This is a genomic window from Pseudomonas sp. RIT357 (assembly GCF_000632245.1).
Lineage (GTDB): Bacteria > Pseudomonadota > Gammaproteobacteria > Pseudomonadales > Pseudomonadaceae > Aquipseudomonas > Aquipseudomonas sivasensis.
The window spans coordinates 306,144-327,277 of the sequence record NZ_JFYX01000045.1; the positions used below are offsets into that span (position 1 = coordinate 306,144).

22 protein-coding genes are annotated in these 21,134 nt (G+C 61.7%); 10 read left to right on the forward strand and 12 right to left on the reverse strand.

Annotated elements, in window-relative coordinates; genetic code table 11:
* Window position 1: 1 nt before the first annotated feature.
* The 4 genes from BW43_RS06305 to BW43_RS06290 are packed head-to-tail and all read left to right on the forward strand — an operon-like array spanning window position 2 to window position 5,527.
* Window positions 2-1,165 carry an isovaleryl-CoA dehydrogenase gene (locus tag BW43_RS06305; protein ID WP_032889830.1) on the forward strand — a complete coding sequence of 388 codons (1,164 nt, stop codon included), beginning with the start codon at window positions 2-4 and terminating at the stop codon, window positions 1,163-1,165.
* Window positions 1,166-1,176: 11 nt separating this feature from the next.
* The gene (locus BW43_RS06300; RefSeq protein ID WP_032889832.1) at window positions 1,177-2,784 is read left to right on the forward strand and encodes a carboxyl transferase domain-containing protein; all 1,608 of its coding nucleotides are present in this window, start codon (window positions 1,177-1,179) and stop codon (window positions 2,782-2,784) included.
* 14 nt (window positions 2,785-2,798) lie between these two features.
* Window positions 2,799-3,605, forward strand: coding sequence for a gamma-carboxygeranoyl-CoA hydratase (locus BW43_RS06295; protein WP_032889834.1), 807 nt, complete (start codon window positions 2,799-2,801; stop codon window positions 3,603-3,605).
* Entirely contained in the window at window positions 3,602-5,527 is a 1,926-nt protein-coding gene (locus tag BW43_RS06290) for an acetyl/propionyl/methylcrotonyl-CoA carboxylase subunit alpha (RefSeq protein ID WP_032889835.1), read from the forward strand. Before BW43_RS06295 ends, BW43_RS06290 begins: the two co-directional genes overlap by 4 nt.
* Here the strand turns inward: BW43_RS06290 and BW43_RS06285 are convergent.
* A complete protein-coding gene (locus BW43_RS06285; RefSeq protein WP_032889837.1) occupies window positions 5,524-6,159 on the reverse strand; it encodes a LexA family transcriptional regulator in 636 nt (211 codons plus the stop codon). The genes BW43_RS06290 and BW43_RS06285 overlap by 4 nt on opposite strands.
* 131 nt (window positions 6,160-6,290) lie before the next feature.
* Between BW43_RS06285 and BW43_RS06280 the strand changes: the two genes are divergently transcribed.
* Entirely contained in the window at window positions 6,291-6,641 is a 351-nt protein-coding gene (locus tag BW43_RS06280) for a DUF6124 family protein (protein WP_032889839.1), read from the forward strand.
* A gap of 151 nt (window positions 6,642-6,792) precedes the next feature.
* On the opposite strand, the gene BW43_RS0127785 is transcribed toward BW43_RS06280, so the two are convergent.
* Window positions 6,793-7,005 carry a hypothetical protein gene (locus BW43_RS0127785; RefSeq protein WP_143521162.1) on the reverse strand — a complete coding sequence of 71 codons (213 nt, stop codon included), beginning with the start codon at window positions 7,003-7,005 and terminating at the stop codon, window positions 6,793-6,795.
* Between the two features lie 98 nt (window positions 7,006-7,103).
* On the opposite strand from BW43_RS0127785, the gene BW43_RS06275 reads away from it, so the two are divergent.
* Window positions 7,104-8,255, forward strand: coding sequence for a M14-type cytosolic carboxypeptidase (locus BW43_RS06275; RefSeq protein WP_032889844.1), 1,152 nt, complete (start codon window positions 7,104-7,106; stop codon window positions 8,253-8,255).
* 21 nt (window positions 8,256-8,276) lie between these two features.
* On the opposite strand, the gene BW43_RS06270 is transcribed toward BW43_RS06275, so the two are convergent.
* Both BW43_RS06270 and BW43_RS06265 read right to left on the reverse strand, forming a co-directional pair.
* Complete coding sequence (locus BW43_RS06270) at window positions 8,277-8,816, reverse strand: cytochrome b (RefSeq protein WP_032889846.1); 540 nt, start codon at window positions 8,814-8,816, stop codon at window positions 8,277-8,279.
* A complete protein-coding gene (locus tag BW43_RS06265; protein WP_032889848.1) occupies window positions 8,813-9,895 on the reverse strand; it encodes a catalase family peroxidase in 1,083 nt (360 codons plus the stop codon). Before BW43_RS06265 ends, BW43_RS06270 begins: the two co-directional genes overlap by 4 nt.
* Before the next feature lie 169 nt (window positions 9,896-10,064).
* On the opposite strand from BW43_RS06265, the gene BW43_RS06260 reads away from it, so the two are divergent.
* Together BW43_RS06260 and BW43_RS06255 are read left to right on the forward strand one after the other, a co-directional pair.
* On the forward strand, window positions 10,065-10,571 hold the full coding sequence (locus BW43_RS06260) for a sigma-70 family RNA polymerase sigma factor (RefSeq protein WP_032889850.1): 507 nt from the start codon (window positions 10,065-10,067) through the stop codon (window positions 10,569-10,571).
* Window positions 10,568-11,305, forward strand: coding sequence for an anti-sigma factor (locus BW43_RS06255; RefSeq protein ID WP_032889852.1), 738 nt, complete (start codon window positions 10,568-10,570; stop codon window positions 11,303-11,305). Before BW43_RS06260 ends, BW43_RS06255 begins: the two co-directional genes overlap by 4 nt.
* Here the strand turns inward: BW43_RS06255 and BW43_RS06250 are convergent.
* The 7 genes from BW43_RS06250 to BW43_RS06220 all read right to left on the reverse strand — a co-directional run bounded on the left by BW43_RS06250 (window position 11,302) and on the right by BW43_RS06220 (window position 17,582).
* Entirely contained in the window at window positions 11,302-12,222 is a 921-nt protein-coding gene (locus BW43_RS06250; RefSeq protein WP_050442866.1) for a spore coat U domain-containing protein, read from the reverse strand. The genes BW43_RS06255 and BW43_RS06250 overlap by 4 nt on opposite strands.
* A 47-nt stretch (window positions 12,223-12,269) precedes the next feature.
* A complete protein-coding gene (locus tag BW43_RS06245) occupies window positions 12,270-14,615 on the reverse strand; it encodes a fimbria/pilus outer membrane usher protein (RefSeq protein WP_032889856.1) in 2,346 nt (781 codons plus the stop codon).
* A gap of 71 nt (window positions 14,616-14,686) precedes the next feature.
* Window positions 14,687-15,475: a molecular chaperone gene (locus BW43_RS06240; protein ID WP_032889858.1), complete on the reverse strand. Its 789-nt coding sequence runs from the start codon at window positions 15,473-15,475 to the stop codon at window positions 14,687-14,689.
* Between the two features lie 27 nt (window positions 15,476-15,502).
* Window positions 15,503-15,994 (reverse strand): spore coat U domain-containing protein, encoded by a 492-nt coding sequence (locus tag BW43_RS06235; protein WP_032889860.1) that lies wholly within the window; start codon window positions 15,992-15,994, stop codon window positions 15,503-15,505.
* Window positions 15,994-16,536 (reverse strand): spore coat protein U domain-containing protein, encoded by a 543-nt coding sequence (locus tag BW43_RS06230; protein ID WP_032889863.1) that lies wholly within the window; start codon window positions 16,534-16,536, stop codon window positions 15,994-15,996. The genes BW43_RS06235 and BW43_RS06230 overlap by 1 nt, the downstream gene beginning before the upstream one ends.
* 18 nt (window positions 16,537-16,554) lie before the next feature.
* The gene (locus BW43_RS06225) at window positions 16,555-17,097 is read right to left on the reverse strand and encodes a spore coat U domain-containing protein (protein ID WP_032889865.1); all 543 of its coding nucleotides are present in this window, start codon (window positions 17,095-17,097) and stop codon (window positions 16,555-16,557) included.
* On the reverse strand, window positions 17,091-17,582 hold the full coding sequence (locus tag BW43_RS06220; protein WP_177326454.1) for a spore coat U domain-containing protein: 492 nt from the start codon (window positions 17,580-17,582) through the stop codon (window positions 17,091-17,093). The genes BW43_RS06225 and BW43_RS06220 overlap by 7 nt, the downstream gene beginning before the upstream one ends.
* A 223-nt stretch (window positions 17,583-17,805) precedes the next feature.
* Between BW43_RS06220 and zapE the strand changes: the two genes are divergently transcribed.
* Together zapE and BW43_RS06210 are read left to right on the forward strand one after the other, a co-directional pair.
* A complete protein-coding gene (gene zapE / locus BW43_RS06215; RefSeq protein WP_032889869.1) occupies window positions 17,806-18,900 on the forward strand; it encodes a cell division protein ZapE in 1,095 nt (364 codons plus the stop codon).
* 39 nt (window positions 18,901-18,939) lie between these two features.
* Window positions 18,940-20,241, forward strand: coding sequence for a protein kinase (locus tag BW43_RS06210; protein ID WP_032890048.1), 1,302 nt, complete (start codon window positions 18,940-18,942; stop codon window positions 20,239-20,241).
* A gap of 96 nt (window positions 20,242-20,337) precedes the next feature.
* Here BW43_RS06210 and BW43_RS06205 read toward each other — a convergent pair whose 3' ends face one another.
* Window positions 20,338-21,045 (reverse strand): YebC/PmpR family DNA-binding transcriptional regulator, encoded by a 708-nt coding sequence (locus BW43_RS06205; RefSeq protein WP_032889871.1) that lies wholly within the window; start codon window positions 21,043-21,045, stop codon window positions 20,338-20,340.
* Window positions 21,046-21,134: the final 89 nt, after the last annotated feature.

The window sequence follows — 21,134 nt, forward strand, 5'->3', positions numbered from 1 at the left end:
CATGAGTTACCCGTCCCTGAACTTCGCCCTCGGTGAAACCATCGACATGCTGCGCGACCAGGTGCAGTCCTTCGTGGCCAAGGAGATCGCGCCTCGCGCGGCTCAGATCGACAGTGACAACCTGTTCCCCGCCGACCTGTGGCGCAAGTTCGGTGACATGGGCCTGCTGGGCATTACCGTGGCCGAAGAATACGGCGGCGCCGGCCTGGGTTACCTGGCCCATGTGGTGGCCATGGAGGAGATCAGCCGTGGTTCTGCGTCTGTAGCGCTGTCCTACGGCGCACACTCGAACCTGTGCGTCAACCAGATCAACCGCAACGGTAATCACGAACAGAAACTCAAATACCTGCCCCAATTGATCAGTGGCGAACACGTCGGCGCTCTGGCCATGAGCGAGCCGAACGCCGGGTCCGATGTGGTCTCTATGAAACTGCGCGCCGACAAGCGCGGCGACCGCTACGTGCTCAACGGCAGCAAGACCTGGATCACCAATGGTCCCGACGCCAACACCTACGTGATTTATGCCAAGACCGACCTGGAAAAAGGCCCTCACGGCATCACTGCGTTTATCGTCGAGCGCGACTGGAAGGGCTTCAGCCGCAGCAGCAAATTCGACAAGCTGGGTATGCGCGGCTCCAACACCTGCGAACTGTTTTTCGATGACGTCGAAGTGCCCGAGGAAAACATCCTCGGGGTGCTCAACGGCGGCGTAAAAGTACTGATGAGCGGCCTCGATTACGAGCGTGTGGTGCTGTCCGGCGGCCCTACCGGGATCATGCAGGCCTGCATGGACCTGATCGTTCCCTACATCCACGACCGCAAGCAGTTCGGCCAGAGCATCGGCGAGTTCCAGCTGATCCAGGGCAAGGTCGCCGACATGTACACCCAACTCAACGCCAGCCGCGCCTACCTCTACGCCGTGGCCCAGGCCTGCGAGCGCGGCGAAACCACGCGCAAGGACGCCGCCGGGGTGATCCTCTACAGCGCCGAACGCGCCACGCAAATGGCCCTGGACGCGATCCAGATTCTCGGCGGCAACGGCTACATCAATGAATTCCCCGCCGGCCGCCTGCTGCGCGACGCCAAACTGTATGAAATCGGCGCCGGCACCAGTGAGATTCGGCGGATGCTGATCGGTCGTGAACTCTTCAACGAAACTCGCTGAAGGAGCGCCCCATGGCCACCTTGCACACTCAACTCAACCCGCGTTCGGCGGAGTTTGCCGTCAACAGCGCGGCGATGCGCCAACAGGTCGACGCCCTGCACACCTTGCTCGCCCATGTGCAACAAGGCGGCGGCGCCAAGGCGCAGGAGCGGCACACCTCACGTGGCAAATTGCTGCCCCGTGAGCGCATCAATCGCCTGCTCGATCCGGGCTCGCCGTTCCTTGAACTCAGCCAATTGGCCGCCCATCAGGTGTACGGCGAAGACGTGCCTGCAGCCGGGGTAATCGCGGGGATCGGTCGCGTGGAAGGCGTCGAATGCATGATCGTCGTCAACGACGCAACGGTGAAAGGCGGTTCGTATTACCCACTGACCGTGAAAAAGCACCTGCGCGCCCAGACCATCGCCGAGCAGAACCGCCTGCCGTGTATCTACTTGGTGGACTCTGGCGGCGCCAACCTGCCGCGCCAGGATGAAGTATTCCCCGACCGCGAGCACTTCGGGCGGATCTTCTTCAACCAAGCCAATATGAGCGCCCAAGGCATCCCACAGATTGCGGTAGTGATGGGCTCGTGCACCGCCGGTGGCGCCTATGTCCCCGCCATGGCGGACGAAGCGATCATGGTGCGCCAGCAGGCCACCATCTTCCTTGCCGGCCCACCGCTGGTGAAAGCCGCCACGGGCGAAGTGGTCAGCGCTGAAGACCTCGGTGGGGCCGATGTGCACTGCAAGATATCCGGCGTGGCCGACCACTATGCCGACAGCGACGAACACGCCCTGGCCCTGGCCCGACGCAGTGTGGCCAACCTCAATTGGCGCAAGCAGGGCCAGTTGGTGCAACGCGCGCCAGTGGCGCCGTTGTACAGCAGCGATGAGCTGTACGGCGTGATCCCGGCGGATGCCAAGCAGCCATTCGATGTGCGCGAAGTGATCGCACGGTTGGTGGACGGTTCGGTGTTCGATGAATTCAAGGCGCTGTTCGGCACAACACTGGTGTGCGGTTTTGCGCACTTGCACGGCTACCCGATTGCGATCCTGGCCAACAACGGGATTCTGTTTGCCGAGGCGGCGCAAAAAGGCGCGCACTTTATCGAATTGGCCTGCCAGCGCGGGATTCCACTGCTGTTTTTGCAGAACATCACCGGCTTTATGGTCGGCCAGAAATATGAAGCCGGCGGCATCGCCAAGCATGGCGCCAAGCTAGTCACCGCCGTGGCCTGCGCCAAGGTGCCGAAGTTCACGGTGATCATCGGCGGCAGTTTCGGCGCCGGTAACTACGGCATGTGCGGCCGCGCCTACGACCCGCGTTTTTTGTGGATGTGGCCCAACGCACGCATCGGGGTCATGGGCGCCGAGCAGGCCGCCGGCGTGTTGGTGCAGGTCAAGCGTGAGCAGGCCGAGCGTGCGGGCAATGCATTCAGTGCTGAAGAAGAGGCCGCGATCAAGCAGCCGATCCTCGATCAGTACGAAACCCAGGGCCACCCCTACTACTCCAGCGCGCGCCTGTGGGACGACGGTGTCATCGATCCGCAGCAGACCCGCGAGGTGCTCGCCCTTGCGCTGTCCGCCTCCCTGAACGCCCCTATCGAGCCGAGCCGCTTCGGCGTGTTCCGCATGTAATCGGAGCTGTACCCATGAGCGATTTCAACACCCTCGAACTGATCACCGACAGCCGTGGCTTCGCCACCCTGTGGCTCAGTCGTGAAGCCAAGAACAACGCGTTCAATGCCGAAATGATCCGCGAATTGATCATTGCTCTCGACCAGGTGCAAGGCGACCCAACCCTGCGTTTTTTGGTGCTGCGCGGACGCGGCAAGCACTTCAGTGCCGGCGCGGACCTGGCCTGGATGCAGCAGTCAGCCGAGTTGGATTACCACACCAACCTCGACGACGCCCGCGAACTGGCAGAGCTGATGTACAACCTGGCCAAGCTGAAAATCCCGACCTTGGCCGTGGTGCAAGGCGCAGCCTACGGTGGCGCCCTCGGGTTGATCAGTTGCTGCGACATGGCGATCGGCGCCGATGACGCGCAGTTCTGCCTGTCGGAAGTGCGCATTGGCCTGGCGCCGGCGGTGATCAGTCCGTTCGTGGTGCAGGCCATCGGCGAACGCGCGGCGCGCCGGTATGCTCTGACGGCCGAACGCTTTGGTGGCCAACGTGCGCGAGATATCGGTTTGCTGGCCGAAAGCTACCCGGCCGGTGAGCTGGATACCCAGGTCGAGCAGTGGATTGCCAACCTGTTGCAAAACAGCCCGGCAGCGATGCGCGCGAGTAAAGATCTGCTGCGTGAAGTGGGCAACGGCGCCCTCACCCCAGCACTGCGCCGCTACTGCGAAAACGCAATTGCGCGGATTCGCGTCAGTGCCGAGGGGCAGGAAGGATTGAGGGCGTTCCTGCAAAAAAGGTCACCGAGCTGGCAATCCCAGGAGCCGCGCCCATGAGTACACTGACGACCCTGCTGGTAGCCAACCGGGGTGAGATTGCCTGCCGGGTGATGCGCACCGCCAAAGCGATGGGCCTGACCACCGTGGCCGTGCACAGCGCCATCGACCGTGATGCGCGGCACAGTCGCGAGGCGGATATTCGCGTGGACCTGGGCGGCAGCAAGGCCACGGAAAGTTACCTGCAAATCGATAAGATCATCGCGGCCGCCCACGCCAGCGGTGCCCAAGGGATTCATCCGGGCTACGGCTTTTTGTCGGAAAACGCCGGTTTTGCCCGGGCGATTGAAGCCGCCGGCCTGATCTTCCTCGGCCCGCCCGCCTCGGCCATCGACGCCATGGGTAGCAAATCCGCCGCCAAGGCGCTGATGGAAACCGCTGGCGTGCCATTGGTGCCGGGTTATCACGGCGAAGCCCAAGACCTGGAAACCTTCCGCGCCGCCTGCGAACGTATTGGTTATCCGGTGCTGCTAAAAGCCACAGCGGGCGGCGGTGGCAAGGGCATGAAGGTGGTTGAGCACGTCGACCAACTCGCCGAAGCATTGGCCTCCGCCCAGCGTGAAGCACTGTCCTCTTTTGGCAACGGCCAGATGCTGGTGGAGAAATACCTGCTCAAGCCGCGCCATGTGGAGATCCAGGTATTTGCCGATCAACAGGGGCATTGCCTGTACCTCAATGAACGCGATTGCTCGATCCAGCGTCGGCACCAGAAGGTCGTCGAGGAAGCGCCAGCGCCGGGGCTGAGTATTGAACAGCGCAAAGCCATGGGCGAAGCCGCCGTGCGTGCCGCCCAGGCCATCGGCTACGTTGGCGCCGGTACCGTGGAGTTTTTGCTGGATGCGCGCGGCGAGTTCTTCTTTATGGAAATGAACACGCGGCTGCAAGTAGAACACCCGGTGACCGAGGCCATCACCGGCCTGGATCTGGTGGCTTGGCAGATTCGTGTCGCCCAGGGCGAAGCGCTGCCGATCAGCCAGGAACAGGTGCCACTGATCGGCCATGCGATTGAAGTGCGCTTGTATGCCGAGGACCCGGCCAATGACTTCTTGCCCGCCACCGGGCACTTGGCGCTGTACCGCGAATCCGCGTCGGGCCCGGGGCGTCGGGTAGACAGCGGCGTTGGCCAAGGGGACAGCGTTTCGCCGTTCTACGACCCGATGCTCGGCAAGTTGATTGCCTGGGGCGAGGACCGTGAGCAGGCACGCCTGCGATTGCTGGGTATGCTCGATGAGTTTGCCGTCGGCGGGATCAAGACCAACCTGGGCTTCCTGCGGCGCATCATTGGCCATCCCGCATTTGCGGCGGCCGAACTGGATACCGGATTTATTCCGCGTTATCAGGATGAGTTGCTGCCCGTGCCCGGTGAGTTGAGCGATGAGTTCTGGCAGGCGGCGGGTTCGGCATTTATGCAGAGCTTGCCGGCGGGTGAAGGGCCTTGGGCGGACACCCGTGGGTTTCGTGCCGGGCTACCTGCCGAGGTTTCCCTGCATTTGAGCTGTAATGGGCAGGATCGCCGAGTGACAGTGGGCGAAGATGTTCCGCGACTGTGCGGGGAGCACCTGCTGATCGATCATCACGGCGTGCGTCATTCACATCTGGCAGTACGTCGCGAGGGCACCCTGTTCTTGCGTTGGGATGGCGAGATGCATGGCGTGAGCCTTTTCGACCCAATTGCCGCCGTCGAGGCCAACCAGTCTCATCAAGGTGGCCTTACAGCGCCGATGAACGGCAGCATTGTGCGAGTGCTGGTGGAAGCCGGCCAAGCGGTTGAAGCCGGCACGCAATTGGTGGTGCTCGAAGCGATGAAGATGGAGCACAGCATCCGCGCGCCCAAGGCCGGAGTGGTCAAGGCGCTGTTCTGCCAGGAAGGCGAAATGGTTGCCGAAGGTTGCGCGCTGGTGGAACTCGAAACCGCTGATTAGAACTTCGCCGTGGCCTGCACGACGACGCCAAGGATGCGGCAATCCTTGGTGAACAGCCGTTTCGGGTAGGTAGGGTTGAGCGGCACCAGGTAGAGCTCGCCGCTCTCTTCCATCAACTGGCGGAAGGTCGCCTGGGGGCTGTCTGCCCATTGGGCGACCACCAGCCTGCCGGGTTGTGCGGCGATTGCGGGATCCACCAGAATCATCATGCCCGCAGCGATGCTCAAGCCACTAAGCGCAGTCATGGCGTCCCCCGTCACGGGCAGCCAAAAGGCATCTCCGTGGGCATGGTAGTCCGACAGCTCGAAGCCCGCGGCGCCATAAGCGGGGCGCTCTTCGCGCACTTCGCACACGCCCCTCCACTCGCTGACCGGGTAGCGAAAATACGGTGTGTACTGTTTAGCCTGAATGGGGACTTCGTCGGTTTTCTCACGCACCTCCTGCACCACTTCCAGGTAGCCCAGCCCCAACTCTTCCAGGACCCGGTTCATGTCTGCCAGGCTCGGCACGCGCCGCTTGTTGAGCCAATGGCCCACACCGCCCTGGGACATGCCCAAGCGTTCAGCCAGCTCACCCTGTGTGACCTTGCGGTCTTTCATGTTGGCCTTGACCAACGCTATCCAGTTATCCATGGCGCCAGACAATACGGCAGGTATTTTTCAGGGCAATAAACAGTTTGTAGTAATCCATAAAACGACATAAATACGATACGTACTATTATCAGGCTCAAGGTTTTCGACACCCACACAGAGTACCGCCCCTTATGACAACGAGCCCGTATCTCCTGCCTGAAGCCACCAAGAGTGACGACGTTTACAACCTGCGCAGCAGCGGTGCTGCCCAGAGGGCGCTGGACTTTTACTTGAAAGAAAATATGTCAGCACCCGTCCCGGACGAAGGTTTTTTCACACTCAAACCGGGCATCAGTCAGGAAGAAGCGCTGGTGCACGCCTCAGAGCTGTTGCGCAGCGCCGCCGCTACGGCCTATGAATCGGCGAGCAGCCATCAAGGCAATCAGCGCGACCTGGCGTTTTCAGTGGTGTATTTGATTGATATGGCGAAGGCGATGATAGAGCGGTCGCTGCAGGCATCGGAGGCTCAGACGAACGCGTAAGAGGCGCGAAGGAAAATATTTCTATCACAGGGATAAAAACATTTGACTTGCAAATGATAATGATTATTATTGGACTCAGCTGATCGCGAGATCAGTCGATAAACCAAGGGACCTTAGGTCGGACTCTTGGAATATCTCCTCATCAGGCTAATCACGGTTTTTGACCCGGCTCTTTGGCCGGGTCTTTTTTTTGCCAGTTTCCCTGGCGTGGCTTCAGGCTAATGAAGACTGTGTGTTGCTCGATGGCGCGCATGGTAGCAAAAGACCATCGCCAAAAGAAAGTCAGTCGGGCGCTCTGGCTCAGATCTCTGCGAAATAGCGCTTGAGAATCAATCTCATAGATTTTAAGCTGCGGCGGCGTCACGGACGACGCCCCCCTTCTCGCAACAATTTTGCGTCCAGTCTTTACCAGACTCCTGTGTAATATAGTCGTCACAACACTCATATTCAGGCAACCAGACTATGACCGTGGCCTTGACTTCCATCAAGATCAGCACCGACTTCGACAGTGGCAATATCCAAGTACTCGACGCCAGCGATGCATACCATTTGTTGCTGGCAATTCGACCCGATACCCGCAGCCACCATTTCCAATGGTTCCACTTCAAGGCCGAAGGCATGCACGTGGGCCACACCCACACCTTTCGCCTGAGCAACGCGGGTGGCTCCTCGTATAAGCACGCCTGGAGCGGCTACCACGCTGTCGCGTCTTATGATCACGTCAACTGGTTCCGAGTACCGACTCGCTTCGACGGAGAGATCCTGCACATCAGCCTCGAAACCCGCGAGAAACATGCCTGGTTCGCCTACTTCGAGCCCTACAGCCGTGAACGCCATGATCGGCTGATAGAGCTGGCGCTGAAATACGCCGGCACTCAACTGCTGGCGACCGGTAAAAGCGTCGAAGGCCGCGATATCCAACTGCTGCGCCGTGGCAAAGGCGGCGAAGGCCGTCGCAACATCTGGATCATCGCCCAGCAGCACCCCGGCGAACACATGGCCGAATGGTTCATGGAAGGCATCATCGAGCGCCTGCAACAGGACGGCGATGCCGAGATGAAAAAACTCCTGGCCGTTGCCGACCTGTACCTGGTGCCGAACATGAACCCCGACGGTGCCTTCCACGGTCACTTGCGCACCAACGCCATGGGTCAGGACCTCAATCGTGCCTGGCAAAGCGCCAGCCAGGAGATCAGTCCAGAAGTGCTGTTCGTGCAGCAACAGATGGAAGAGTACGGTGTGGACCTATTCCTCGATATCCACGGTGACGAAGAAATCCCCTACGTGTTCACCGCCGCCTGCGAAGGCAACCCGGGCTATACCCCGCGTATCGAAGCGCTGGAAAAACACTTCCGCCGCCACTTGAGTGCGCTGACCCGAGACTTCCAGACCACACATGGCTACACCCGCGACTTGCCGGGAGAAGCCAATATGACCCTGGCGTGCAATGCAGTCGGCGAAAAATACGACTGCCTGTCCCTGACCCTTGAAATGCCATTCAAGGACAACGACGACGCCCCCAACCCGAAAACCGGTTGGTCGGGTGAGCGGTCCAAGCAATTGGGCAAGGATGTGTTGAGTACCGTGGCCGATATCGTCACGGTCCTGCGCTAACGCCCCTGCCCTCAGCCGGCATCAGTCCCTGGTGCCGGTCATGCTCTGCAACACCCCGTCACGCCGAATCAGTCCATGGAACAACGCCGCTGCCAAGTGCACCAGCACCGTGAAAAACAGCAGGTAAGCCAGATACCCATGGGCCTTGCGCAGCAGCGCAAACAGCGGCGCGTTAGCCGCCACCAGCGCCGGCAACTGCACCGAACTGCTGAGCATTACCGGATCACCTGCCGCCGAGATCATCGCCCAGCCCAGCAGCGGCAATACCAGCATCAACCCATACAGCACCAGATGGGATGCCTTGGCCGCCAGCACTTGCCACTGCGGTAAGTCAGACGGTAATGGCGGCTGACGGGTGGAAAAACGCACCACCAATCGCACGATCACCAACGCCAGGATCGCAATCCCCAGCGGCTTGTGCAGGTGGATCAACCACTCATGCCGCTCCGACACCGACGCCGCCAGCCCCGCGCCGATAAACAACATGGCGATGACCATCAGCGCCATCAACCAGTGCAGCAGACGTGCCAGGGGCGCAAAAAACCGAGGGTGGGCATTCATGGTTTCGACTCCTGAGGGGCACTGTGCAACGGGCCGACTTCACCCGCACGGCGCAGGTACGAACTGGCATACGCCGCCGAGCGGGCGGCCAGCAGCGGATCATTTGAGGCTTCGATGCCGCTGGGCAGAATCAGCGGGTCAAAGTTGATGTCGCGGCAATCACCGTCGGCCTGAGGTTGGCTGCTTTGCAGCACCAGGGTGCCGGCGTTCAACACTTTGTGCTCGCCGGTCCAAGTCTTGCTCGCATCGTCGAGTGGATCGCCGGGGTTGGCCAGCGTGATGTTCAACTGCCAACGCAATGGGCCTGACGCCAGGCGCTGCGCCAAGTCTTTCTCAAGGAAGTCAGCACCGCCCGGCGCAGTATCCCCCGCCGCGTCCTGGCTCTGCGGCACCACGCCCCAGCGCACGGCCTGGCGCTTGCCATCGGCGCTCACCAGGTAAAACGCGTTGATGCCGTTATAGGTTTCGGTGGCGTAACTGGCCGATGGCTTGGCGGTCTTGACCCACGCCAAAAACGGCGCCGTCTCGGGATGCGCGGCGAAAAACGCCGGCATATTCGCCGGGTTCGGCTTGCCGGTGGCCGGATCGGGCGCACCCGCTTTGAGCATCTGGTAGAACGCCTCGGGCGTGCCTACCGGGAACACCGGCATGCTGTTCATACCCGTGCGCCATTGCTGGCCGTTGGATTGGTTGAACTGCACGGCAAAGCTGCGGATCGGCACACTGCTGTCCGGTGCATATGGGTTACCACTGGGCAACGCAAACCGGCCGACCAGGGGCGTCTTGGCCTCGCTGAACACCTGGGCACTGGAGTACGCACGGGCTTCGGGACTGCTCTCGAAATACCCGGCCACACACACGCCCTTGGCATGGTTACGGCGAAAACCAGGGTGCACGCCGTTATTCGTTTCCAGGGCATTGACCAAGGTTTTTGGCCGCAGCCGCTGTGGGTCGAGCGTGCCGTTGACGTAGGCAAATGCCCCGACAACGACAGCAACTACGGCCCCAATACCGGCGAGTCGCGCAATCAGGCTCGCAGTGCTCAACGCAGGACGGGGCGGTGATGAGTGATCTACCATGAACAAACTCCAGGGCCAGAGGCCTTAGGGGGTGAAACTTAAGGTCGGAGCATTGAGACGAATGCCGATCTGCTCTATTCCCTGGCCGTGGATTTATTTTTCCTAGCCTGGAATAACCCTTAACGCCGGACGTCTCTCTAGTCCCAGCGTAGTGACCAGCCAGACACCCATGCATGAACTCGACGAACAGTTACGTGAACTCATCCCCAGGCTGCGGCGTTTTGCCGTGTCCTTGACCCGTAACGCCAGCAGCGCCGATGACCTGGTGCAGTCCACCCTGGAACGGGCGATTACCCGCTGGGCCGACAAACGCGTTGAGGGCGATCTGCGCGCGTGGCTGTTTTCGATCCTCTATCGGCAGTTCCTCGACGCCCACCGCCGCACCCGGCGCTATGCACGCATGCTGGAGTTTTTTACCGGCCGCGATGACGCGCAGCCGTCGGTGGAGCGCACCGTGATCGCCCAGTCGACCCTGCAAGCCTTCGATCAACTCAACACCGAACAGCGCGCCCTGCTGTTATGGGTGTCGGTCGAAGGTCTGAGCTACAAGGACGTCGCCGACATCCTCGACGTGCCAGTGGGCACCGTGATGTCGCGCCTGTCCCGGGCACGCCAAGCCTTGCGTCAACTCAGCGATGGCGAAATTGCCAGCCCTTCCCTGCGGATACTCAAATGATCAGCCTGCCCCCCAGCGAACGCGACCTGCATGCCTACGTCGACCACCAGCTCCTGGAGAGTGATCGCCGTGTGCTCGACACCTATTTGGCGGCCCATCCCGACGTCGCGGCCCGGGTCCAGGCTTGGCAACAGGACGCGCAACTGCTGCGCGCGTCCTTGAGCGGCGCCCTGCAACAGCCGGCCAACCCGGCACTGGACCCGGCGCTGATTCGCCAACGCATCAAGCATCAATCGCGCCGCCACTTCGCCACGGCGGCGGTATTGCTGATTGCCGTCAGCCTGGGCGGCCTCGGCGGCTGGCACGCCCGTGAAGCCACACAAGCACCGATGTTGCCGATGGCCGACGCGATGCAAGCGTTCCGCCTGTTTGCCCAGGAAGGCATCATGCCCGCCGACTACAACGGCCAGGACAGCGGCACCATGCAGGCGTGGCTCGACCGCTACTTCAACCAGGCCCACCGCCTGCCGGACTTGAGTCAGTCGGGCTTCAAGCCGGTCAGCGGTCGATTGCTCACCACCGACCAAGGCGCCGCCGCCATGGTGCTGTACGAAGATCCCCAGGGTCGGCGCATCAGTTTCTACATTCGCCCACCGGGCCCGGACAACGGTTTCCTGCCCCGCGGCCAGCGCACGGCGGATGGGTTACAAGCGCAGTACTGGTCCGGCGGCGGCTACAACTATGCGGTGGTCAGCCCGACGGATCAGCCGCCACCCTCCCTTCAGCCGTTCTAGAACCCCACGTCCAGCACCACATTGTCGAGATAGGTGCCAGCGGGTGGGGTGGTCTGGTCGCTGTAGATTTTCGCGTTGTAGTTGAACACCTGGCTGCCAGTGCCCAAGCCATTGCCGGGGTTGACCTCAGCCGTGGAACTGGCCCGCCGCGCTGCGCCAACACTGCCCCACCGCGTGGTGCCGGCGCTTTTAAAAATGTCGTAGGCCAGGTAATTGCTGCCTGAAATCATGCGCCGCCGCCCACCCGCACTCAGCGGATTCTGGCCGTCGCTCAGGCCCACGGTGTAGGCACTGCCCTTGGTGCAGGCGATGTTGATGGTTTGTCCGGTCACGGCAGTGAACCCACTGATCACCGGAGCACTGCCAAAGCTGATATTGGGCGCGGTGATCTGACAGTCGTTGGTGACGATCATGCTGACCGTCAGGGTCGCGACGGCATTACCAATGTCCCGTCCCAGGCAGACGCCGCCGATGCCGATCCCCGAGCAATAGTTCCAGTTCCAGGCAATGTTCAATGTCTCGGTATATAGCCCCGCCGCCACATTGCTGCCCGTGATACTGCTCAGGTACAGCGGCACGGTTTTCGTCCCTGGCCCTGCGATCAGCCCCAACGCCTGGGCAATCCCCCCGGATCCACCAAAATCGAATTGCGTGCCTCGGGTAATCGGATAGCTGCTGCTGTTGTTGCCGTAAAGGGTGTAACCGATCACGTCACCGGTCGGCCCGACCATGCCACTCTGGGCCGACGTAACGGTGGCGTAGAAGTGGTCCGACGACACCAACAGCGAAATCAGCGCCGACGTGCAACTCAAACCGGCGTTGGCCGTGGAACTGGTCTGCGCGGCAGTGCGCACCGTCATTGAACTGATCGAGCCGAAGCTGGCCGGCGCGGTGGTGACCACCGAGCACGCCGCCATCGCCGGGCCCGCCTGCAGCAGCCCGAGCAGCAACCATGCCCTGCCTCTCACTGGCACACCAACGGCCCGATCAGCGGCACGCCTTGTTGCTGCTCATCGATATCAAAGGTCGCCTGGCAGGCTCGCCCTTGTCCCAACGTCACCTGCAAGGTGTTGTGGGCCGACAGGTTCTCCAGGTACACCAGACCATCCCAGCCCACCACCGCCTGCTGGCCGCTTTGCTCATGGACCACCAGGCTGCCCAGGGGTAATTCCTGATGCTGACTGTCCACCAGGGTAACGCTCGCAGCGAGCACTCGCCGCAGCGGGAACTCAAGCAGATAACCCGCGCCACGGCGCACCGAAACTCGTTGTTCCACGTTAGGGCTCTGCACATTGAGCGGCAGGTTCAGCGGATCGATTTCATACTTGCCCCGGTAATACGCACTGCTCCATGGCACCAGCAAATGCCCATTGCGATCGGTCTCTCCCACCAACTGGTTTTCGTAGCGTACCGGAATCCCGGCAAACCCCTGGGTACTCACCACCACAAATGCATCGTTGATGCGGTTGGCAGCAAAGGTGTCGCCGCCCATCCACACCAGAGAGCCACTGGCATCCGCCCAGCGCGTCTCGGCATCGCTGCTGCCGTACACGCCGGCCTGCAATTGCACCGACTGCAAACGCCAGGTCAAGTCAGCCTGTCGATAGCTGGGTGCATCGCCTTGGGCATACCCCAGGTTGTAGCCGAACCCACCTTGGCTGGGCACCGCACTGCTGTAGTTGACGCGCTGGCGACGGGTGCCGTCCTTTCCGCGCTCGGTGCTCAACGCCAGGCTGCCGTTGAGGTCGAACGGGATTACCAGTTGTGCCTGCATGGCCCAATTGCTATCGCCGATCTCGCGGTTGGCCGACAGGTAGAAACTGGTGTTGCGCCACAACGGTTTGCTCCAGCTCAGGTTGAGCAGGCGCGTGCGGGAATCGTCCGCTGCCTGCACGTCGAAATACCCAAGGCCCAGGCTGCCAAAACGCTGCAGATTGAGGCTCAGGGTCACCTGTTCGCTGCGCTTGCTGAGGCTGGCGTAGGGCGTGTCGACCAGGGTCAAATCGGCGTAATCGGCGCGCCGTTCCACCCGTTGGTAGGACAGGCTGTAACGGGTGCTGTTGTACTGATAACCCAGGCTCAGTTGCTGGCCGTTGCGGCCTTCGAACTGGCTTTGACTGAGGGCAGTGTTGAGCACGCCAAAATTGCCCAGGCGCACATTGGCGCCCAGCCCGCCGAGAGTCAGATCGCCGGTGGCTTCGGCGTGGCTTTCCAGAGTGAGGTTGTCGGAGTAGCCATAACGCAACGTGGCACTGGTCACCCCTGATCCATAGGAGAAGTCGCGCACGGTGTAGTCGCGGCGCAACGTGCCGGCCGCCACCGAAAAATCCGTCAGGCCTTGTTGCAACAGCGTACTGGTGACGTAGAACGGCACCGTGGTCGACACTTGGCGACCCAGGGCGTCGGTGGTGACGACCACCGCTTCACCCGCGCCGTTGATAAACGGGATATTGGTCAGGGTGTAGGGGCCCGGTTGCAGCAGCGCGCTTTCGGATTTGTAGCCGTTGATGAACAGATCCACCGACGACGGCACTGCCGCCTCGCCCGCAAATTGCGGCAAGGGATAAGTAACCAGATCGGGGCGCACCGCAAAATCGCGCGACAACTGCACCCCGCCCAAGCGTACCGAGCTGCTCCAGGGCAGCGAACCGCTGATCACGTCGCCGGCCTCGTAGGTGAGCAAGCGCTCATCATCCGAGAAACGCCAGGTGGTGTCGTAGCGCCGGTAACCATTATTGAGGGTGCTGTCGTTGATACCGCCGGCCAGGGTCTGGCGATACTGCCCCGTGTTGGACAAGGTGCCCCAGTTGTCGAACAGCCGCACTTCATTCCAGGCCGCGAGGTAGCTGCCGCCTTCATCGGTGTCGTTGAAATACAGGTCGTAGTTGAGCAAAGCGCCAAAGCTGCTCATGGCCTGGGTACGCGGGTAGGTGTCGCGGTTGCCGATGAACTGCTCCTGCAACCACGACGGCGGCACGTCGATCAGCAGGCGCTGGCCGTTGCTGTCGTAATCGCTGTGCAGGCCGGGGATTGCGTCCAGGGCCACGCTGCCGCTGAGTTCACCGGGCAATTTCATGCCCACATCCTGCAGCGCGCCGGCCGGCACATAGAGTTGCCCGGCACGTTGATCGACTGCAACGACGCGGCCGGTGTCCATCTGGTTGACCACCAACTCCAGAAATAACTGTGCATCGGCGACAGCCTCCATGCTGCTCGGCGGCGGCGGCAGGTCGCCAGCCACTGCCACGCCCCACAGCCCGCTGACCACCACCGACAGCCATAGATGACGAGCCCGACCACGACTCACCATGGCGTTGTGTCCTTCAATGGACATCTCCATCTGCTTAAAACCCGGAGCTTCCCCGCCCCGTTACACTGCCTTCAACGCTTCGGCGCCAGGCTCTCCAACTGCGCCGCACCATTGACGCGAACCTGCAACGGCTGATCAGCCGACACAGCCTCCGGCACCGGCCAGCGCATCGTCGCGCCGGGCAGCACATAACCCAACAAGCCCTCCACCAGCGGCCGCGTCTGTCCGCTCTGCTTGAACGACGCGTCCGTCAATCGTGCATGCACAGCGCCCTGGTTACGCACCTCGATGTAATTGCGCCCCGCGACTGTGACCTTGTGCCAACTCAGGTCCGGTTTGCCCGCGCCCGCCGGGTCACGCTGACGCGTGGCGTCCTCCTTGCTCCACAGCCCCGCGCCGTAGGCGAATAACGGCACCGAGTAGCGCATCTGGAAACGAATCGCCGCCGCCGTATTCTTGCCTTCCGGCGGCGTGGGCACCTGCAATGGCGAGGGAATTTCATCAATGATGATGCGGTAGGCCAACTCCTGGCCCGGCGGCACTTCACGCGTGCGGGTCAGGCGTACCAGTTGCTTTTGACCTGGTTCGATCCTGGCCACCGGTGGGCTGCCGATCACATCGCGCTGGTTCTGGTACTGCTCGTCAAAGCCACTCTGGCTCCAGGCAAATACGCGAATCTGCAGGCTCGCGGTTTCCGTTCCGCGGTTCTCCAGCCACAGCGCGCTGGCCTGTTGATCAGCTTCCAGCACCGGGTCGATAGGCCAGATCAGCACCGAACTGGCGGCCTGGACCAGCCCCGTCGTGCACAACGCCCCCAAGGCAATACCTGCGGCCCACAGCCGCCGGGAAGGTGAACGCATAAAACCACTCCTTTTTACCGATAAGCCCTACCACGTCAGCTGCACCTGCAGCGTGTCGCTGTACGTCCCCCCAGGCTGATTGCCCGGTAAAACCACCCGCCCATAGATCGGCAGACTGATGTTGTTTGCGTCGCTGTACGCCACGCTGACGCTCTGGCTGATCCCCAGGCTCTGGCTGAACGCCGCGTCCCGAAACAGCTGATAAGCCACTCGCGTACTGCCGCTGTTGAGTTGCAGGTTGCGCCCGCTGCTGTTATGCAGGCCACCGTCGACACTCATGCTTAACGCCACCCCCGGCGTGCATTGCAGGGTCACGCCGCCGGTCAGCGCCGCGGTCACGGTGCTGGTGGCCAGGGCCGAGTAACTGCCGTAGTTCAGCGCGCCGTAGTTGGCGCCGCCGCCGACGATCAGGCAGCCCGGCGTAATCGTCGCGCTCACCTGAAAACTCTGGCTGGTCACTGCCGCCAACGGCAGCGGCACCACCAGCCCACAGGCCAGTACCGCGCGAAGCCAGCGCATTAGAACGTCAGTTCAACGGCCACGGTGTCCGAGTACGTGCCCGCCGGCAGCCCGGCCTTGCCCACTGCCCGACCATAAAGGTTCACGGTTTGCGCCACACCGGTGCTGGTCGCGAGGGTGATCACGCCGTCAATCGCCAGCAGCGCCGAATGGCCGCTGTCGGTGTAGAAGTCGTAAGGCACGAAGTTACCCGCGCCGTCGGCCAGTGCACGGGTACCACCCGGAGAAGCACCATCATGGGCACCGGCACGCACTTTCACTGCTGGCGTGGTGCCACTGGAGCACAGGATCGAGAGCGCGCCACCAGTGCCGGTACCGCCCAGCAGTTGGGCGTCAGCATTGGTAAAAAGGCTGTTGGTGGTGCCGAAGTTCAAGCTACCGAAATTGAGACCAGTAGCCGCTCCGGAACCGTTGACCTGGCAACTGGCAATCAGTGTCAGGCTGGAGGTGATCTGGCCGGTCACCGTGGTGGCCGCATTCAGGCTGGAGGCCATCGCCAGACCCAGTGCACAAACGCCGAGTCGAGATACAAGTGCATGCATGATCGTCATCCTTTTGATTTACCAATCCAGTGTCACCGTCAATGTGTCGGTATAGGTTCCTGCAGGGAGGGCCGTGGTATTGGCCACCACGGCGCCCCACACCGGGATGGTCATTTGCGTGCCATTAGCGGCTACAAAACTGCGTTGCTGGCCGATGGTGTAAGGGATACGCCCCCGCGGGTCGGCCATCAGTTGATAAGGGATAGTCTGGCGGCCGTTGCTCAGGCGCCGGGTGGTGCCGACGGCATTGGTGCCGCCGTCGATGGTCACGGTGAAGCTGGCGACCGTCGGGTTGCACGAGACTGTCAGCGGCGCGTTACTGCCGTCTGAGATGTTCGCCCCCAAGGGGTTGCTCCACGTAGGTCCCTGGCTGCCGAAGTCCAGCATGGCGGTGCCGCCCGTCGGGCTGACCGGCGCTGTGTCGTTGCCCTTGCTCACTTCGCAACTGGCGGTGATCACCATGTGCGCCTGGATAAACCCGCTGGCCACCGCCGCCCGGGCGTCTTCAGTCAGCAGCAACAGGCCACCCATGGCCAGCAGGGTCCAGCCACGGTTCACCATGTGACCGTTACCTTGAGCAGGTCGGTGTAACGGCCGACGGCCGGGATGTCCTTGAGCGGTTCGATACGACCATACAGCGGCAGATCGACGGAGCCAGAGTCCGGCACACGGCCGCTGAGCGGGACATTCACTGGCAACGGAACACGCCGCGCGGCGTCGGCATAAATGCGATAAGGAATGGGTTTGCCGGAGGGGATGCCCGTGCTCAGGTAACGCACTTCGCCGGTGCCACCGTTCAGGCCGCCATCGACGCGCATCTGGTACGGGGTGTCGGGGTTACATTCCAGGCGCGGCTGGCGCTGGCTGATCAGCGCCGCACTCAACGGCCCGGCCGGGTCATCCAGACGCGGGCCGCTGCCAAAATCCAATACGCCAAGTTGCTCGATGCCAGCGCTGCGGGTGGTGCCCACCAACTGACAGCCCCGTTGCACATCGATGCGCACCACAACTTGCAGTTGCGCCGCGTAAACCGTGCTGCAGAGCATCGCGCCCATGACTGTCAATACTGCTCGTCCCTTCACTGCCCCAAATCCTTATACAGGGGTGACTGCCATGTAGAAGGGTAGTCACTGAGAAAAAATCTGCCAGTGTGGACAGGATTACCTGTGCTCCATGCCGTTTAGAGATAGCTGGCCGCGCCCTTCTGTATTGGTCAAATCGCCCCGAGCGACCTAAAGTAAGCGACCTCGACACACAGAGTGAATCCCATTGGCCGTGCTTCCTTTAATCCGTCGCTTGCTCGGTAAACACACCGACGGCCACGACGACTCGCCCATCCAGACGTTCTTTGAGAACAAGGCCCGGCAACAGGGCTATACCCTCAGCGCCGGCCAGGCCCAGGCAATCGCCGCCATGGCGCGCGCGACCCAGCGCCTGCTCGCTGGCCAACCCACCCGCAGCCTGTACCTGCACGGCCCGGTAGGTCGCGGCAAAAGCTGGCTGCTGGACGGTTTCTTCCAGGCGCTGCCCCTCGCCGAAAAGCAGCGCGTGCACTTCCATGATTTTTTCGCCCAGTTGCACCGGGGCATGTTCGCCCACCAGAAGGCCGAGGATGCCCTGGCCGTCACCCTGGACGAACTGCTCGACGGCTGCCGTGTGCTGTGTTTCGACGAGTTCCACGTGCACGATATCGGCGATGCCATGCTGATTACCCGGCTGTTCAAGGCGTTGTTCCAGCGCGGCGTACTGGTACTGGTCACCTCCAACTATGCGCCCGAAGGCCTGTTACCCAACCCGCTGTACCACGAGCGGTTCAAACCGGTGATCGACTTGATCGCCACGCGTATGGAGGTGCTGGAAGTCAGCTCGCCCAAGGATTTCCGCAGCCTGCCCCAGGCTCATTCCGTGCAGCGCTTTACCACCGGGCAATACGTGTGGCCGGGCACACCGACCCAGCGTGCGGCGCTCGGCCTGCCGGTCACCGATGGCCCGGCGCAGCACCTGACGGTGGGCAACCGACAATTGATCTGCCGCCAGCATCACGCTCGTACCATCGCGTTCACCTTCAGCGACCTCTGCGAACAGCTGACAGCCGTGATGGACTACCTGCTGCTGTGCGAGGAATTCGATCACTGGATCATCGACGGCCTGCCCCACTTGGCCGAGTGCCCGATCGCTGTGCAGCAGCGTTTTATCAACCTGGTGGACGTGCTCTACGACAAAGACAAGCACCTGATCCTGATCGGCGAACAACCGCTGGCACAGGCGATGAGCGGTCAGGCCATCGACTTGGCGCGCACCGCCAGCCGCCTGAATCAACTGCAACACGCCAGCCCGCAACCGGTGCCCGACCCGGTATCATGAGCGCCATTTACGCCCCCTTGCCGAGTGACCGCGCCGTTCATGAATACCCTCGCCCAACTCAAGGCTGGCCAATTGGCCGGCGTTACGCGCCTGGACCTGTCCTGCGGGCTCACCGAATTCCCAGAAGAAATCTTCGGGCTGGCCGACTCCCTGGAGATCCTCAACCTCAGCGGTAACGCCCTGAGCCGCCTGCCCGACGACCTGCACCGCCTGCCGCACCTTCGCGTGCTCTTCTGCTCGGACAACGCTTTTACTGAGCTGCCGGAATGCCTGGGGCAGTGCGCCAAGTTGAGCATGATCGGCTTCAAGGCCAACCAGATCAGCCACGTTCCCGCCGCCGCTTTACCGCCGCTGTTGCGCTGGCTGATCCTCACCGACAATCGCATCAGCCAGTTGCCCGACGCGTTGGGCGAGCGGCCGCTGCTGCAAAAACTGATGCTCGCCGGGAACCAGCTCGCGGCCCTGCCGGAAAGCCTGGCCAACTGTCACAACCTCGAATTGCTTCGCATCGCGTCCAACCGCTTTACCCATCTGCCGCAATGGCTGTTAGCCCTGCCAAGCCTGACCTGGTTGGCCTATGCCGGAAACCCGGTGGAAATGGCAGTGGATGTGGCGGCAGACGACGCAACGCCGGACATCCCGTGGACAGAGCTGGAATTGGCCGAAGTGCTGGGCGAAGGCGCCTCGGGGGTGATCCGCAAGGCCCTATGGAAACCGCAGGCCAAGCCGGTGGCAGTCAAACTCTATAAAGGCACCATCACCAGCGATGGCTCGCCGCTGCACGAAATGCAGGCCTGCATCGCCGCCGGGCTGCATCCCAATCTGATCAAGGTCGAGGGCCGTGTAATCGGCCATCCCGATCACCAGGCCGCACTGGTGATGGACCTGATTGACCCCAGTTACCGCAACCTCGCCGCCCTGCCGAGCCTGGCTTCGTGCACCCGCGACATCTACGAACCGACTGCCCGTTTCAGTGCCAATGTGGCCTTGCGTATGGCCCAGGGTATCGCCTCGGTGGCCGCTCATTTGCACAGGCACGGCATCACCCATGGCGACCTGTACGGCCACAATATTCTGTGGAATGAAGTGGGCGATTGCCTGCTAGGGGATTTTGGCGCAGCGTCGTTCCATGCCACGACGGATACCTTGGAGACACGGGCGTTACAGCGACTTGAAGTGCGGGCGTTCGGGGTGTTGTTGGGGGAATTGTTGGAGCGGGTTGAAACGGGGTTGAGCGGTGAACTCTTGGAACTCCAAAAAATGTGCTGTCAGCCGGATGTGTTGGCGCGACCGAGCTTCGAAGAAATCAACGCCTTGCTGGCATCTATCCAACACTCTTAAACCATGTGGGAGGGGTCTTGCTCCCGATTGCAGTGGGTCAGACCCACCGCTATCGGGAGCAAGCCCCCTCCCACAGTTGTACAGCTATAAATTCAATCAGCCCGCCAGGCCCACGAACATATCCTGCACGTCATCATGGTTGTCCAAACCTTCGAGGAAGGCTTCGACTTCAGCCATCTGCTCATCCGTCAAACCGCTGACCGGATTTTTCGAGATGTAGCCCAGCTTGGCCGATAGCACGGTGAAACCCTGCTCGGGCAACGCTTTCTGCACTGCGTCCAAGTCGGTGGTTTCGGTGATGAACAGGGTCGCGCCCTCTTCTTCGCCGTCTTCAAAGTCCTGTGCACCGGCTTCAATCGCAGCCATTTCCGGATCCGCGTCCGGGGTATCCGGCGACGCTTCGATCAGGCCGACATGGTTGAAGTCCCAGGCCACGGAGCCTGAAGCACCCAACTGACCCTTGCGGAACGCCACGCGGATTTCCGCCACGGTGCGGTTGATGTTGTCGGTTACGCACTCAACGATCAGCGGCACCTGGTGCGGGGCGAAACCTTCGTAGGTCACGCGGTGGTATTGCACAGTTTCACCGAGCAGACCGGCGCCCTTCTTGATCGCGCGTTCCAGGGTTTCCTTGGGCATCGAGGCCTTCTTGGCCTGCTCCACCACCAGACGCAGGTGAGCGTTGGTCGCGGTGTCGGCGCCATTGCGGGCGGCGATGGTGATTTCTTTCACCAGCTTGCCAAAGATCTTGCCCTTGGCATTGGATGCCGCTTCTTTATGTTTGACTTTCCACTGTGCGCCCATGACTCACTCTCTTCTATACATCGCGCCGAAACGTCTACTGGCCGGCGCTTTGGGGGCAGAGTTTATAGGGCAAAAACGCTCTGATCCAC